Origin of the sequence: Enterobacter sp. 18A13 (assembly GCF_007035975.1) — a bacterium.
Taxonomy (GTDB): domain Bacteria; phylum Pseudomonadota; class Gammaproteobacteria; order Enterobacterales; family Enterobacteriaceae; genus Enterobacter; species Enterobacter vonholyi.
This window is the reverse complement of record NZ_AP019634.1, coordinates 3,490,064-3,505,977: the sequence shown is the minus strand read 5'-3', so window position 1 is coordinate 3,505,977 and position 15,914 is coordinate 3,490,064. Positions and strand designations below refer to the sequence as shown.

The window sequence follows — 15,914 nt, the reverse complement described above, 5'->3', positions numbered from 1 at the left end:
GATTAAGACCAGCTACAATAGCACACTATATTAAACGGCAAAGCCGTAAAACCCAACGTTAAACGAAGAAGCAGTTTATGGCACAACGAGTAGAACTCACCGCAACAGTCTCCGAAAATCAGCTCGGTCAACGCTTAGATCAGGCTTTGGCCGAATTGTTCCCTGATTATTCGCGTTCACGCATAAAAGAATGGATCCTTGACCAGCGCGTGATGGTAAACGGCAAAATCTGGGACAAACCAAAAGAGAAAGTGTTAGGTGGGGAAGCTGTCGCCATCAATGCTGAAATCGAAGAGGAAATCCGCTTCGAGCCGCAGGATATCCCACTGGACATCGTCTATGAAGATGATGACATTCTGGTAATCAACAAGCCGCGCGACCTGGTTGTTCATCCGGGCGCGGGGAATCCTGACGGTACGGTACTTAACGCGCTTCTCCATTACTATCCGCCGATCGCGGATGTTCCGCGCGCGGGCATCGTGCACCGTCTGGATAAAGACACTACCGGTCTGATGGTGGTGGCGAAGACCGTTCCTGCTCAGACACGTCTGGTGGAGTCGCTGCAGCTGCGCGAAATCACCCGTGAGTATGAGGCGGTAGCCATTGGGCATATGACCTCTGGCGGGACGGTAGAAGAGCCCATCAGCCGTCACCCGACCAAGCGAACCCATATGTCGGTGCATCCGATGGGTAAACCGGCGGTGACGCACTATCGCATTATGGAGCATTTCCGTATTCATACGCGCCTGCGTCTGCGTCTGGAGACAGGGCGTACTCACCAGATTCGTGTGCATATGGCCCACATCACCCATCCGCTGGTGGGGGATCAGGTCTACGGTGGTCGTCCACGTCCGCCTAAGGGCGCGTCGGATGAGTTCATCAGCGTATTGCGTAAATTCGATCGTCAGGCGCTGCACGCGACCATGCTGCGCCTTTACCATCCGATCACCGGTATTCAGATGGAGTGGCATGCGCCTATCCCGCAGGATATGGTGGACCTTATTGACGCGATGCGTGTTGATTTCGAAGAACATAAGGATCAAGTGGACTGGTTATGACCAAACTGATTGTCCCGGAGTGGCCATTGCCTGCCGGCGTGGCCGCCTGCAGTTCAACCCGCACTGGCGGTGTTAGCCAGGGCGCGTGGGAGTCTTTGAACCTCGGCGCACACTGTGGCGATAACCTGGAGCATGTGGAAGAGAACCGCAGGCGTCTGTTTGCTGCGGGGAACCTGCCTTCAAAACCGGTCTGGCTGGAACAGGTTCATGGCAAGGCGGTGCTGAAGTTGACGGGGGAACCCTATGCTTCTAAACGTGCTGATGCCTCTTACAGCAATACTCCGGGAACCGTTTGTGCTGTAATGACCGCGGATTGTCTGCCGGTACTTTTTTGTAACCGTTCAGGCACCGAGGTGGCTGCAGCACACGCGGGCTGGCGTGGACTGTGTGAAGGCGTGCTGGAAGAAACTGTCGCCTGCTTTAAGGATGAGCCCGCCAATATTATGGCCTGGCTTGGCCCGGCCATTGGTCCTCGCGCTTTTGAAGTGGGGCCGGAGGTTCGCGAAGCCTTTATGGTTAAAGATCCGCAAGCGGCGGACGCCTTCCTGCCTTCCGGAGATAAATATCTGGCCGATATTTACCAGCTTGCTCGTCAGCGGCTGAACAGCGTCGGCATAACGCAGATCTTCGGCGGCGATCGCTGTACATTCACCGAAAAGGATGATTTTTTCTCTTATCGCCGCGACAAGACGACGGGCCGTATGGCAAGTTTCATTTGGCTGATATAACCTAAAGAATCAAGACGATCCGGCACGTGCCGTTTTCTTTTCACATAATTCAGGTCATTAACCTTGAATAATTGAGGGATGACCTCATTTAATCTCCAGTAGCAAATTTGACCTGTTATGGGAGGAGTTATGCGTCTGGATCGTCTTACTAATAAATTCCAGCTTGCTCTCGCCGATGCCCAGTCCCTCGCACTGGGGCACGACAACCAATTTATCGAACCTCTTCATTTAATGAGCGCCTTGCTGAATCAGGAAGGGGGATCGGTACGTCCTTTATTAACGTCCGCTGGCATTAATGCTGGCCAGTTACGCACCGCTATCGATCAGGCGCTGAGCCGTTTACCGCAGGTCGAAGGGACCGGCGGCGACGTTCAGCCGTCGCAGGATCTGGTTCGCGTCCTGAACCTTTGCGACAAGCTGGCGCAAAAACGTGGGGACAACTTTATTTCGTCAGAGCTGTTTGTTCTGGCGGCGCTTGAATCACGCGGTACCTTGACCGACCTGCTGAAATCTGCCGGTGCGACCACCGCCAACGTGACTCAGGCGATTGAGAACATGCGCGGAGGTGAAAGCGTGAACGATCAGGGAGCCGAAGACCAACGTCAGGCTTTGAAGAAATTTACGGTCGATCTGACCGAGCGTGCTGAACAGGGCAAACTTGACCCGGTGATCGGCCGTGATGAAGAAATTCGTCGTACCATTCAGGTACTGCAACGTCGTACCAAGAACAACCCGGTGCTGATAGGTGAACCGGGTGTCGGTAAAACTGCGATTGTTGAAGGGCTGGCGCAGCGTATTGTCAACGGTGAAGTGCCGGAAGGCCTGAAAGGCCGTCGCGTACTGGCGCTGGATATGGGCGCGCTGGTGGCCGGTGCGAAATACCGCGGCGAGTTCGAAGAGCGCCTTAAAGGCGTGCTTAACGACCTGGCGAAGCAGGAAGGCAACGTCATTCTGTTTATCGATGAACTGCACACCATGGTCGGCGCGGGTAAAGCGGATGGCGCGATGGATGCCGGGAACATGCTGAAACCTGCGCTGGCGCGAGGTGAACTTCACTGCGTCGGTGCCACTACGCTGGATGAGTACCGTCAGTATATTGAGAAAGATGCTGCGCTGGAACGTCGTTTCCAGAAAGTGTTTGTTGCCGAGCCAAGCGTTGAAGATACCATCGCGATCCTGCGTGGTCTGAAAGAGCGCTATGAACTGCACCACCATGTACAGATCACTGACCCGGCCATCGTTGCGGCGGCGACGCTTTCGCATCGTTATATTGCTGACCGTCAGCTGCCGGATAAAGCGATCGACCTGATTGATGAAGCGGCGTCGAGCATTCGTATGCAGATTGACTCGAAGCCGGAAGAGCTGGACCGACTCGACCGACGCATCATTCAGCTCAAGCTGGAACAGCAGGCGCTGAAGAAAGAGTCTGATGAAGCCAGTAAGAAACGCCTCGATATGCTCAATGAAGAGCTGGACGATAAAGAGCGCCAGTATTCTGAGCTGGAAGAAGAGTGGAAAGCCGAGAAAGCCTCCCTTTCCGGTACGCAGACCATTAAAGCTGAACTCGAACAGGCAAAAATTGCCATTGAGCAGGCGCGACGCGTGGGCGATCTGGCTCGGATGTCTGAACTGCAGTACGGCAAAATTCCTGAGCTGGAAAAACAGCTTGAGATAGCGACGCAGTCAGAAGGTAAAACGATGCGTCTGTTGCGTAATAAAGTGACGGATGCCGAGATCGCGGAAGTCCTGGCGCGCTGGACCGGTATTCCCGTGGCGCGCATGCTGGAAGGCGAGCGTGAAAAACTGCTGCGCATGGAGAACGATCTCCACAATCGTGTGATTGGTCAAAACGAAGCGGTTGAGGCGGTATCGAACGCTATTCGTCGTAGCCGTGCAGGGCTGTCCGATCCAAACCGCCCGATTGGTTCGTTCCTGTTCCTGGGGCCGACGGGTGTCGGTAAAACCGAGCTGTGCAAAGCGCTGGCTAACTTTATGTTCGACAGCGACGATGCAATGGTGCGTATCGACATGTCCGAATTTATGGAGAAACACTCCGTCTCGCGTCTGGTCGGGGCGCCTCCGGGATATGTGGGTTATGAAGAAGGTGGGTACCTGACGGAAGCGGTGCGCCGTCGTCCTTATTCTGTCATCCTGCTGGATGAGGTGGAAAAAGCGCATCCGGATGTGTTCAACATCCTGCTTCAGGTGCTGGATGATGGTCGTCTGACCGACGGGCAGGGGAGAACGGTCGACTTCCGTAATACGGTTGTCATTATGACCTCGAATCTGGGTTCCGATTTGATTCAGGAACGTTTCGGTGAACTGGACTACAGCCACATGAAGGATCTGGTGCTGGGTGTGGTAAGCCATAACTTCCGTCCGGAGTTCATCAACCGTATTGATGAAGTGGTGGTATTCCATCCTCTGGGTGAGAAACACATTGCGTCGATTGCGCAGATCCAGCTGCAGCGTCTGTACAAACGTCTGGAAGAACGTGGATATGAAATTCACATCTCCGACGATGCGCTGAAGCTGCTGAGTAAGAACGGTTACGATCCGGTGTACGGTGCGCGTCCATTGAAACGCGCTATCCAGCAGCAGATCGAAAACCCGCTGGCGCAACAGATCCTCTCCGGGGAGCTGGTTCCTGGCAAAGTTATCCGTCTGGAAGCCAACGACGATCGCATTGTGGCAGTGCAGTAAGTCACAAAACGCAAAAACGAGCCGCTTGCGGCTCGTTTTTGTTTAAAAACCAGGCGAAAATTGAGGTCTGGAGTTGGTTTTGCCTGGAAAGTGAGCAGTCAGTAAATAAATTTCACTTTATCCTTGCAGGTTCAGAATTACTCCCTATAATGCGCCTCCACTGACACGGAACAACGGCACACACGCCGCCTGGTCAGCAGAGAACAGCGTAAATAAACGCTTGACTCTGAAGCGGGAAAGCGTAATATGCACACCCCGCGCCGCAGCGAAAACGAAGCGGCACTGCTCTTTAACAATTTATCAGACAATCTGTGTGGGCACTCAAAGTGACATGGATTCTTAATGTCTTCGGACAATAAATGAATACCAAGTCTCTGAGTGAACATACGTAATTCATTACGAAGTTTAATTCACGAGCATCAAACTTAAATTGAAGAGTTTGATCATGGCTCAGATTGAACGCTGGCGGCAGGCCTAACACATGCAAGTCGAGCGGCAGCGGAAAGTAGCTTGCTACTTTGCCGGCGAGCGGCGGACGGGTGAGTAATGTCTGGGAAACTGCCTGATGGAGGGGGATAACTACTGGAAACGGTAGCTAATACCGCATAACGTCGCAAGACCAAAGAGGGGGACCTTCGGGCCTCTTGCCATCAGATGTGCCCAGATGGGATTAGCTAGTAGGTGGGGTAATGGCTCACCTAGGCGACGATCCCTAGCTGGTCTGAGAGGATGACCAGCCACACTGGAACTGAGACACGGTCCAGACTCCTACGGGAGGCAGCAGTGGGGAATATTGCACAATGGGCGCAAGCCTGATGCAGCCATGCCGCGTGTATGAAGAAGGCCTTCGGGTTGTAAAGTACTTTCAGCGGGGAGGAAGGCGTTGTGGTTAATAACCACAGCGATTGACGTTACCCGCAGAAGAAGCACCGGCTAACTCCGTGCCAGCAGCCGCGGTAATACGGAGGGTGCAAGCGTTAATCGGAATTACTGGGCGTAAAGCGCACGCAGGCGGTCTGTCAAGTCGGATGTGAAATCCCCGGGCTCAACCTGGGAACTGCATTCGAAACTGGCAGGCTAGAGTCTTGTAGAGGGGGGTAGAATTCCAGGTGTAGCGGTGAAATGCGTAGAGATCTGGAGGAATACCGGTGGCGAAGGCGGCCCCCTGGACAAAGACTGACGCTCAGGTGCGAAAGCGTGGGGAGCAAACAGGATTAGATACCCTGGTAGTCCACGCCGTAAACGATGTCGACTTGGAGGTTGTGCCCTTGAGGCGTGGCTTCCGGAGCTAACGCGTTAAGTCGACCGCCTGGGGAGTACGGCCGCAAGGTTAAAACTCAAATGAATTGACGGGGGCCCGCACAAGCGGTGGAGCATGTGGTTTAATTCGATGCAACGCGAAGAACCTTACCTACTCTTGACATCCAGAGAACTTAGCAGAGATGCTTTGGTGCCTTCGGGAACTCTGAGACAGGTGCTGCATGGCTGTCGTCAGCTCGTGTTGTGAAATGTTGGGTTAAGTCCCGCAACGAGCGCAACCCTTATCCTTTGTTGCCAGCGGTTAGGCCGGGAACTCAAAGGAGACTGCCAGTGATAAACTGGAGGAAGGTGGGGATGACGTCAAGTCATCATGGCCCTTACGAGTAGGGCTACACACGTGCTACAATGGCGCATACAAAGAGAAGCGACCTCGCGAGAGCAAGCGGACCTCATAAAGTGCGTCGTAGTCCGGATTGGAGTCTGCAACTCGACTCCATGAAGTCGGAATCGCTAGTAATCGTAGATCAGAATGCTACGGTGAATACGTTCCCGGGCCTTGTACACACCGCCCGTCACACCATGGGAGTGGGTTGCAAAAGAAGTAGGTAGCTTAACCTTCGGGAGGGCGCTTACCACTTTGTGATTCATGACTGGGGTGAAGTCGTAACAAGGTAACCGTAGGGGAACCTGCGGTTGGATCACCTCCTTACCTTAAAGAACCTGCCTTTGTAGTGCTCACACAGATTGTCTGATGAAAAGTAAATAGCAAGGCGTCTTGCGATTGAGACTACACGTCCCCTTCGTCTAGAGGCCCAGGACACCGCCCTTTCACGGCGGTAACAGGGGTTCGAATCCCCTAGGGGACGCCACTTGCTGGTTCGTGAGTGAAAGTCACCTGCCGTCATATCTCAAAACTGACTTACGAGTCACGTTTGAGATATTTGCTCTTTAAAAATCTGGATCAAGCTGAAAATTGAAACGACACATCTTTAATGGTGTGTTCGAGTCTCTCAAATTTTCGCAATCAGAAGTGAAACATCTTCGGGTTGTGAGGTTAAGCGACTAAGCGTACACGGTGGATGCCCTGGCAGTCAGAGGCGATGAAGGACGTGCTAATCTGCGAAAAGCGCCGGCGAGGTGATATGAACCTTTGACCCGGCGATGTCCGAATGGGGAAACCCAGTGCAATTCGTTGCACTATCGTTAACTGAATACATAGGTTAACGAGGCGAACCGGGGGAACTGAAACATCTAAGTACCCCGAGGAAAAGAAATCAACCGAGATTCCCCCAGTAGCGGCGAGCGAACGGGGAGCAGCCCAGAGTCTGAATCAGCTTGTGTGTTAGTGGAAGCGTCTGGAAAGTCGCACGGTACAGGGTGACAGTCCCGTACACGAAAGCACACAGGTTGTGAACTCGAAGAGTAGGGCGGGACACGTGGTATCCTGTCTGAATATGGGGGGACCATCCTCCAAGGCTAAATACTCCTGACTGACCGATAGTGAACCAGTACCGTGAGGGAAAGGCGAAAAGAACCCCGGCGAGGGGAGTGAAAAAGAACCTGAAACCGTGTACGTACAAGCAGTGGGAGCACCTTCGTGGTGTGACTGCGTACCTTTTGTATAATGGGTCAGCGACTTATATTCTGTAGCAAGGTTAACCGTATAGGGGAGCCGAAGGGAAACCGAGTCTTAACTGGGCGTTAAGTTGCAGGGTATAGACCCGAAACCCGGTGATCTAGCCATGGGCAGGTTGAAGGTTGGGTAACACTAACTGGAGGACCGAACCGACTAATGTTGAAAAATTAGCGGATGACTTGTGGCTGGGGGTGAAAGGCCAATCAAACCGGGAGATAGCTGGTTCTCCCCGAAAGCTATTTAGGTAGCGCCTCGTGAACTCATCTTCGGGGGTAGAGCACTGTTTCGGCTAGGGGGCCATCCCGGCTTACCAACCCGATGCAAACTACGAATACCGAAGAATGTTATCACGGGAGACACACGGCGGGTGCTAACGTCCGTCGTGAAGAGGGAAACAACCCAGACCGCCAGCTAAGGTCCCAAAGTCATGGTTAAGTGGGAAACGATGTGGGAAGGCACAGACAGCCAGGATGTTGGCTTAGAAGCAGCCATCATTTAAAGAAAGCGTAATAGCTCACTGGTCGAGTCGGCCTGCGCGGAAGATGTAACGGGGCTAAACCATGCACCGAAGCTGCGGCAGCGACACTATGTGTTGTTGGGTAGGGGAGCGTTCTGTAAGCCGTTGAAGGTGTGCTGTGAGGCATGCTGGAGGTATCAGAAGTGCGAATGCTGACATAAGTAACGATAAAGCGGGTGAAAAGCCCGCTCGCCGGAAGACCAAGGGTTCCTGTCCAACGTTAATCGGGGCAGGGTGAGTCGACCCCTAAGGCGAGGCCGAAAGGCGTAGTCGATGGGAAACAGGTTAATATTCCTGTACTTGGTGTTACTGCGAAGGGGGGACGGAGAAGGCTATGTTAGCCGGGCGACGGTTGTCCCGGTTTAAGCATGTAGGCGGAGGTTCCAGGTAAATCCGGTACCTTTTAACGCTGAGGTGTGATGACGAGGCACTACGGTGCTGAAGTAACAAATGCCCTGCTTCCAGGAAAAGCCTCTAAGCATCAGGTAACATCAAATCGTACCCCAAACCGACACAGGTGGTCAGGTAGAGAATACCAAGGCGCTTGAGAGAACTCGGGTGAAGGAACTAGGCAAAATGGTGCCGTAACTTCGGGAGAAGGCACGCTGATATGTAGGTGAAGCCCCTGCGGGTGGAGCTGAAATCAGTCGAAGATACCAGCTGGCTGCAACTGTTTATTAAAAACACAGCACTGTGCAAACACGAAAGTGGACGTATACGGTGTGACGCCTGCCCGGTGCCGGAAGGTTAATTGATGGGGTTAGCGGCAACGCGAAGCTCTTGATCGAAGCCCCGGTAAACGGCGGCCGTAACTATAACGGTCCTAAGGTAGCGAAATTCCTTGTCGGGTAAGTTCCGACCTGCACGAATGGCGTAATGATGGCCAGGCTGTCTCCACCCGAGACTCAGTGAAATTGAACTCGCTGTGAAGATGCAGTGTACCCGCGGCAAGACGGAAAGACCCCGTGAACCTTTACTATAGCTTGACACTGAACACTGGTCCTTGATGTGTAGGATAGGTGGGAGGCTTTGAAGCGTGGACGCCAGTCTACGTGGAGCCGTCCTTGAAATACCACCCTTTAATGGCTGGTGTTCTAACGTAGACCCGTGATCCGGGTTGCGGACAGTGTCTGGTGGGTAGTTTGACTGGGGCGGTCTCCTCCCAAAGAGTAACGGAGGAGCACGAAGGTTAGCTAATCCTGGTCGGACATCAGGAGGTTAGTGCAATGGCATAAGCTAGCTTGACTGCGAGAGTGACGGCTCGAGCAGGTGCGAAAGCAGGTCATAGTGATCCGGTGGTTCTGAATGGAAGGGCCATCGCTCAACGGATAAAAGGTACTCCGGGGATAACAGGCTGATACCGCCCAAGAGTTCATATCGACGGCGGTGTTTGGCACCTCGATGTCGGCTCATCACATCCTGGGGCTGAAGTAGGTCCCAAGGGTATGGCTGTTCGCCATTTAAAGTGGTACGCGAGCTGGGTTTAGAACGTCGTGAGACAGTTCGGTCCCTATCTGCCGTGGGCGCTGGAGAATTGAGGGGGGCTGCTCCTAGTACGAGAGGACCGGAGTGGACGCATCACTGGTGTTCGGGTTGTCATGCCAATGGCACTGCCCGGTAGCTAAATGCGGAAAAGATAAGTGCTGAAAGCATCTAAGCACGAAACTTGCCCCGAGATGAGTTCTCCCTGAGACTTTAAGTCTCCTGAAGGAACGTTGAAGACGACGACGTTGATAGGTCGGGTGTGTAAGCGCAGCGATGCGTTGAGCTAACCGATACTAATGAACCGTGAGGCTTAACCTTACAACGCCGAAGGTGTTTTGGCGAAGAGACAGAACAATCAATTTCAGCCTGATACAGATTAACAGAATTTGCCTGGCGGCTTTAGCGCGGTGGTCCCACCTGACCCCATGCCGAACTCAGAAGTGAAACGCCGTAGCGCCGATGGTAGTGTGGGGTCTCCCCATGTGAGAGTAGGGAACTGCCAGGCATCAAAATAGAAGAACCCCGTACCGAAAGGTGCGGGGTTTTTTGCTTTTGTTTTCCCACTCTGGCCTTTCTCTTAATCCCTTATCCTGCTAATGGAATGTGTGATCTCTGTCTCAATGTGATTTATAACAAAATTATAACATTTCATTTACGAGGTTATTGAGTCTCCTGGCTCAATACGCCGCAGTTTATGGCAGGAGCATAATCACAATGACAGAAAGCATGACATCAAACGGGACGCTGGGTCACAGTGATACCCGAAGAAGGGTATGGGCAATCGTCAGCGCCTCTTCAGGGAATCTGGTTGAATGGTTCGACTTTTACGTCTACTCATTCTGTTCACTCTACTTCGCACATATCTTCTTCCCCTCCGGCAACACCACAACGCAGCTGCTTCAAACGGCAGGGGTATTTGCCGCAGGATTCTTGATGCGACCCATCGGGGGCTGGCTGTTTGGCCGCATTGCGGATCGTCGCGGGCGTAAGGCCTCTATGCTGATCTCGGTGTGCATGATGTGCTTTGGCTCGCTGGTGATCGCCTGCTTACCGGGATATGCATCGATTGGTACCTGGGCACCGGCGCTACTTTTGCTGGCCCGCTTATTCCAGGGATTATCGGTGGGCGGTGAATACGGTACCAGTGCAACCTACATGAGTGAAATTGCACTGGAAGGTCGTAAAGGTTTTTACGCGTCATTCCAGTACGTCACGCTGATTGGCGGTCAGCTGCTGGCCATTCTTGTGGTGGTGATCCTGCAGCAAATTCTGACGGACGAACAGCTTCATGCCTGGGGATGGCGGATCCCTTTCGCAATGGGCGCAGTACTGGCGGTCGTTGCACTTTGGCTACGCCGTCAGCTAGATGAAACCTCTCAGAAAGAGGTCCGGATGCTGAAGGAGGCGGGAACATTCAAAGGGTTGTGGCGTAACCGCAAAGCTTTCCTGATGGTGCTGGGCTTCACCGCGGGCGGTTCTCTTAGTTTCTACACGTTCACCACCTATATGCAAAAGTACCTGGTGAACACCACCGGTATGCACGCCAACGTCGCCAGCGTGGTCATGACCGTGGCGCTGTTTGTCTTTATGCTCATACAGCCGATCGTCGGTGCGCTCTCGGATAAAATTGGTCGACGTACGTCGATGCTGATTTTTGGCGGGCTGTCGGCATTATGTACCGTTCCTATTCTGACTGCGCTTCAGCATGTCTCTTCACCGTATGCCGCCTTTGCGCTGGTGATGGTGGCGATGGTGATTGTCAGTTTCTATACCTCAATCAGCGGGATACTGAAAGCCGAGATGTTCCCGGCGCAGGTTCGTGCGTTAGGAGTAGGGCTTTCTTATGCGGTAGCCAACGCGGTGTTTGGCGGATCGGCGGAGTACGTTGCGTTGTCGCTTAAGTCATGGGGAAGCGAAACGACATTCTTCTGGTACGTAACGGGTATGGGGGCTCTGGCTTTTATTGTTTCCCTGATGCTGCATCGCAAAGGGAAAGGTATCCGACTTTAATAGCGCGCCATTTGCCACACGGCGTAGCCGGTCGTTGCGCCGGCAACATCCCAGGCGAAATCTTTCCAGCTCCAGCCGCTCCCTGCGGGGCGGCTATCCCACAGTTCTTTTGATGCCCCAAGACCTACTGAGAACATCAGCCCGATCGCCGCGCTACGGTCCCGGCTGTATCCCTGATGCTGGGCATATTCATTACCGGCTGCGGACAACATCGCGGAAGCGAGGAAATGCTGTGCTTTATCCTGTCCGGACCAGCTATCGTTGGCCATATGGCTACAGCCACTCAGGAAAAGGATGCTCAGTAACAGAGGAATACGCATCAACGGGCTCCATAAAAAAGCCCTGCGGGTGACAGGGCCTGGATATTACAGAATACGGCTGATAAGTCGGTCGATACGGATACGACGTAAGCGGCGAATAAGCTTGCGAACTTTTACCGGATAATCGGCAATGCTCTGCAGTTCGCGGTAGTGATTCACCACGGTCGTATGGGTGCGAATCAGCTCCAGCTCGCGTTCACGTTGGGCGGCTAACTCATGCTGCGGGTCATGAATCAGGATAGCGTTTTCCAGATCCAGTCGCCATGCGCGCGGGTTCAGGTTGTTACCGGTCAGCAACATCCACTCATCGTCGACCCACATGCCTTTCAGATGGTAACTATTGTCTTCATCTTTCCAGAGACGCACAACCAGCTGGTCAGTGTTGACGTAATACTGTAAGCGGCTCAGGAAACGACGCAGGTTAATCTCATAGAGATAAGGCAGCGCACCGATGATTTTGAACGGCTGATCTTCAGGAATGAAGAAGTCGTTTGCCGTTTTATCACCAACGATAATTTCTACTTTTTTACCATCGCGCAGCAGCTGAATGATATTACGCACCAGCACGGCAGGAAGGTTAAAGTACGGCGTACAGATGGTGAGTTTCTGCTCCGCACACGGCATCAGATGGAAGATCGTTTTGTTCAGCTGGCTTGATTTGCCGAGTCCTACCAGCGGGGTAACGGATAGCTCTTCGTTGTTCGCATCGCCCTGGAAATGATAGACCGCATCACGCAGCTCCTGGCGGAAGGCGCGAACATCGTTTTTGATTTCCGGGCTTTTAGGACGCTCGGGATCGTCAAGGCGGTTAACGCCACGGCCGTGGACCAGATTTTTATCAACCCAGTTAAACATGATATCGGCCATCTGCGGATTACGGATCAGATGGTAGCGGTCGTAGCGATATTTATCGAGTTGATGAAGGTAGACATCATTGAGGCTGGCGCCGCTGTACAGCACGCTGTCATCAATGATGAATCCCTTGAAATGAAGGACGCCGAGCGCTTCACGGGTATTAACCGGGACGCCATAAACAGGCACATCGACGCCAGGATTTTCCTGCGCCGTACGGCAATACCAGTCAGCATTGGTGTTTGACGCGGCAGCGCCAATACGGCCACGCTGAGCTCGATGCCAGTCTACCAGCACGCGAACATCAAGTTCCGGGCGCTGACGTTTGGCATCATAGAGCGCGTTCAGGATCGCGCGCCCGCCTTCATCCTTTTCAAGATACAGTGCCACAATGCAAATGCGTCGTGTGGCGCTGGCAATCTTTTCCAGAAGCGTCTCCCGAAAATGAGCGGGAGCGTAAAAGAACTCTACATCATCAACTGACTGAGAAATCTTCGGTAGTTGAGCAAGGTGTTGTTGATGTTTATTACGCTTAAATTTTGACAACATCACAGTGCGTATCTTCTCTGTTCATTGAAGGGTTGTCTGTACTATGCAAACAACATAAGCGGACAATGATACCACCAGTCCCGTCCAAAGTGGGTAACATTTCCAGTAGCTTACTCGCGTTTGCTGGCTGATGTCAGACTAAGGGACAAGGCAACAATACCTTCGTCAAGCTGAATATCAACGTCAAACCCAAGTTTTCGCGCCAGGGTCACCATACCGCGATTGTTAGGCATAGTAATGCCATTAAGGCGTAACAATCCGTGATCTCGCGTATAACTGATGAGTTTTTCCAGCAACCGTCTTCCCAGACCCAGGCCTTTAAGATCGGAGCGCACCAGCACCGCAAACTCCGCATCGACGTTATCCGGGTCAGAAATCGCACGCGTAACGCCGAGGATCTCATCACCCTTATCGGCGCGACGAACTGCAACAAACGCCATTTCTCGATCGTAGTCGATCTGGGTCATATTGGCTAAATCATCGTGGGTAAATTCGTTGATTTCGCTAAAATAGCGATAATAAAGATCCTCTTTCGTGACCTGAGAGATAAAGGCTCGCAGCTGGGGCTCATCTTCCGGCAGAATAGGGCGGAACAAGGCGCGTTCACCATTTTTCATCTCAACCCACTCCTCCAGCTGCAGGGGATACGGGCGGATTGCCAGGCGACTCTCTCTGTCTCCTTCAAATGGTGCGATATCCAGAGTCACGTCCAGCGCCGTAAACTCATTGCCGGAGGCGAGCAGCGGATGAATGTCCAGCCGCTGGATCTCGGCACAATCCACAATCAGGTTAGAGACCTGCACCAGGAACTGACTTAGCCCGGCAATATCGAGCGGACGCAGCGCGCTCCGGCCGCGGATCTTTTTACTTTTAATCGCCTGAATGATCAGATAACGCGCCAGATTCATGTTAAGAGGCGGCAACGCCACCACGGCCTGCTCTTCCGGGCGCCACTCAACGCCGCCTTCTCCCAGCATGATGAGCGGACCGAAGACGGGATCGTGTTCAACCACCACCCGTAATTCCTGAGCACCAGCGCGGTTGGCCATACTTTGCACCAGCAATCCGTGGATCCTCGCCTGCGGCCAGGCCATTTTGACCCGATCGAAAATGGCATCAGCTGCCTGCTGCACCTCCGTTGCCGTGCGCAGGTACAACATGACCCCCTGCACATCCGACTTATGCGGAATATCCGGGGAACGCAGCTTCAGGGCAACCGGATAGCCAATCTGCTCGGCAATATGCACGGCCTCAGCGCTGTCGCTGGCGATCCAGGTCGGCAGGGTTTGCATCCCGTAGCTGCCCAGAATCGGCTGGACCTCATGTGTATCCAGCGACGTTGCGCCTTCTTCAATGGCCTGCTGCAACAGCCTGTGAACGTCAACGGTATTGGCCGTCAAATTCCCGGGCAACGCCGGCGTCTCGCGCAGCTGTTTCTGGTTACGGCGATATTCCACCATATGCATAAACGCGGTGATGGTGCCTTCCGGCGTGCGGTAGGTTGGCAGCCCGGCCTCGCTGAACAAGCGCCGCGCCTCCTGAGAAGAAAACTCCCCGCACCAGTTGGTCAGCAGGGTGACATATTTGCCTCGCGGATGGTTGCGCACGGCGTCAATGAGCGCGCGCGCGCTTTCACTGCCCGGCGCGACCGCGCTGGGTGAGTGGATAATCATCAGCGCATCGAAATCCTGGCTATCCAGCAAAATGAAGATCGCCCTGATATAGCGGTCGCTGCTGGCGTCATCGCGCAAATCAAGCGGATTGCCGGGCGTCACGCTGGTCGGAAGCGCTTCTTTCAGGCGCTGCAGCGTCTCTTCACTTAGCGTTGCCAGCTTGCCGAAGCGCCGCCATAGCTCATCCAGAGCGAGCGCGGCAGGGGCGGCACCGTTACTGACGATCATTAGCTTCTCGCCGCGCAACGGGCGCATATGGCTTAACGTCTCAACGGCGGAAAAAAGCTCGTGCGTATCCTGCACCCGCAGCAACCCCGCGCGCTGAATGGCGGCGTCCCAGGCGGGATCCATGCCGGAATGAGAATGTAGCAGACGCTGTGCCGCAGGGCTGCGTCCGCTTTTGATCACCAGGATCGGCTTATTGCGCGAAGCGCTTCGCGAAGCCGAGACAAAACGACGCGCGTCGCTGAGGTGCTCAAGATAAAGCAGGATTGCACTGGTTTTGCCGTCACGTGCCAGAAAATCCAGTAGCTCATCAACGTCGATATCCAGGCTGTCGCCCAGGGCAATGAAGTAGGAGAATCCCATTTCACGCTGCTGCGCCCAGTCGAGGATAGTGTTCGATACTGCAGCCGACTGCGAGATAAACGCGAGCTTGCCTTTGCGGATCGGAACCGGAGAGAAGCTGGCATTTAAGCCCTGCCAGGGGGCGAGCAGGCCGAGACTGTTTGGCCCAAGAATGCGCATTTGATAGCGGCTGGCACAGGCCAGAAGCTCGGCTTTCTGTTCAGGCGGAGACGAGAGAATAATGCAGGTTTTACAGCCTTTCTTGCCGAGCGATTCCAGCAGCTCCGGATTCCGTTTCGCGTTTGTACACAGTACGGCCAGATCCGGTACGAAAGGCAGGCTCTGTACATCAGGCCATGCAAGCACTCCCTGAACCGCCTTATACGCCGGCGTGACGGGCATGACGGGACCATTAAATCCCCCGGCCAGCAGGTTGCGCATCATCAGATAGCCAGCACGATCCGGTTTCATTGATGCGCCGATGACGGCAATGGATTTAGGACGAAGTAGCGCTTCTAACCCTCGCTGGCTCATGCAGGCCTCCTGTGAATGCAAG

Annotated in this window: 7 protein-coding genes, 1 tRNA gene and 3 rRNA genes; 8 read left to right on the top strand and 3 right to left on the bottom strand. The window is 53.7% G+C overall.

Annotated elements, in window-relative coordinates; translation table 11 throughout:
* Positions 1–77 precede the first annotated feature (77 nt).
* The 8 genes from rluD (at position 78) to FOY93_RS16805 (ending at position 11,397) form a co-directional block, all read left to right on the top strand.
* Positions 78–1,058: a 23S rRNA pseudouridine(1911/1915/1917) synthase RluD gene (gene rluD, locus FOY93_RS16840; protein ID WP_111964900.1), complete on the top strand. Its 981-nt coding sequence runs from the start codon at positions 78–80 to the stop codon at positions 1,056–1,058.
* The gene (gene yfiH, locus FOY93_RS16835) at positions 1,055–1,786 is read left to right on the top strand and encodes a purine nucleoside phosphorylase YfiH (protein WP_133294950.1); all 732 of its coding nucleotides are present in this window, start codon (positions 1,055–1,057) and stop codon (positions 1,784–1,786) included. The genes rluD and yfiH overlap by 4 nt, the downstream gene beginning before the upstream one ends.
* A gap of 129 nt (positions 1,787–1,915) precedes the next feature.
* The gene (gene clpB / locus FOY93_RS16830; RefSeq protein ID WP_045909253.1) at positions 1,916–4,489 is read left to right on the top strand and encodes an ATP-dependent chaperone ClpB; all 2,574 of its coding nucleotides are present in this window, start codon (positions 1,916–1,918) and stop codon (positions 4,487–4,489) included.
* A gap of 427 nt (positions 4,490–4,916) precedes the next feature.
* Positions 4,917–6,458, top strand: a 16S ribosomal RNA gene (locus FOY93_RS16825).
* Between the two features lie 84 nt (positions 6,459–6,542).
* Positions 6,543–6,618, top strand: a tRNA-Glu gene (locus FOY93_RS16820).
* Between the two features lie 183 nt (positions 6,619–6,801).
* Positions 6,802–9,705, top strand: a 23S ribosomal RNA gene (locus tag FOY93_RS16815).
* A gap of 71 nt (positions 9,706–9,776) precedes the next feature.
* Positions 9,777–9,892: ribosomal RNA gene (rrf, locus tag FOY93_RS16810) — 5S ribosomal RNA — on the top strand.
* The 16S, 23S and 5S rRNA genes sit together here with 1 tRNA gene alongside, the layout of an rRNA operon.
* Before the next feature lie 209 nt (positions 9,893–10,101).
* Positions 10,102–11,397 (top strand): MFS transporter, encoded by a 1,296-nt coding sequence (locus tag FOY93_RS16805; RefSeq protein WP_115876030.1) that lies wholly within the window; start codon positions 10,102–10,104, stop codon positions 11,395–11,397.
* Here FOY93_RS16805 and FOY93_RS16800 read toward each other — a convergent pair.
* The 3 genes from FOY93_RS16800 to FOY93_RS16790 form a co-directional block, all read right to left on the bottom strand.
* On the bottom strand, positions 11,394–11,717 hold the full coding sequence (locus tag FOY93_RS16800; protein ID WP_133294948.1) for a YfiM family lipoprotein: 324 nt from the start codon (positions 11,715–11,717) through the stop codon (positions 11,394–11,396). The genes FOY93_RS16805 and FOY93_RS16800 overlap by 4 nt on opposite strands.
* A gap of 45 nt (positions 11,718–11,762) precedes the next feature.
* A complete protein-coding gene (gene pssA / locus FOY93_RS16795) occupies positions 11,763–13,118 on the bottom strand; it encodes a CDP-diacylglycerol--serine O-phosphatidyltransferase (RefSeq protein WP_143345735.1) in 1,356 nt (451 codons plus the stop codon).
* A gap of 110 nt (positions 13,119–13,228) precedes the next feature.
* The gene (locus FOY93_RS16790) at positions 13,229–15,892 is read right to left on the bottom strand and encodes a bifunctional acetate--CoA ligase family protein/GNAT family N-acetyltransferase (protein ID WP_133294947.1); all 2,664 of its coding nucleotides are present in this window, start codon (positions 15,890–15,892) and stop codon (positions 13,229–13,231) included.
* Positions 15,893–15,914: the final 22 nt, after the last annotated feature.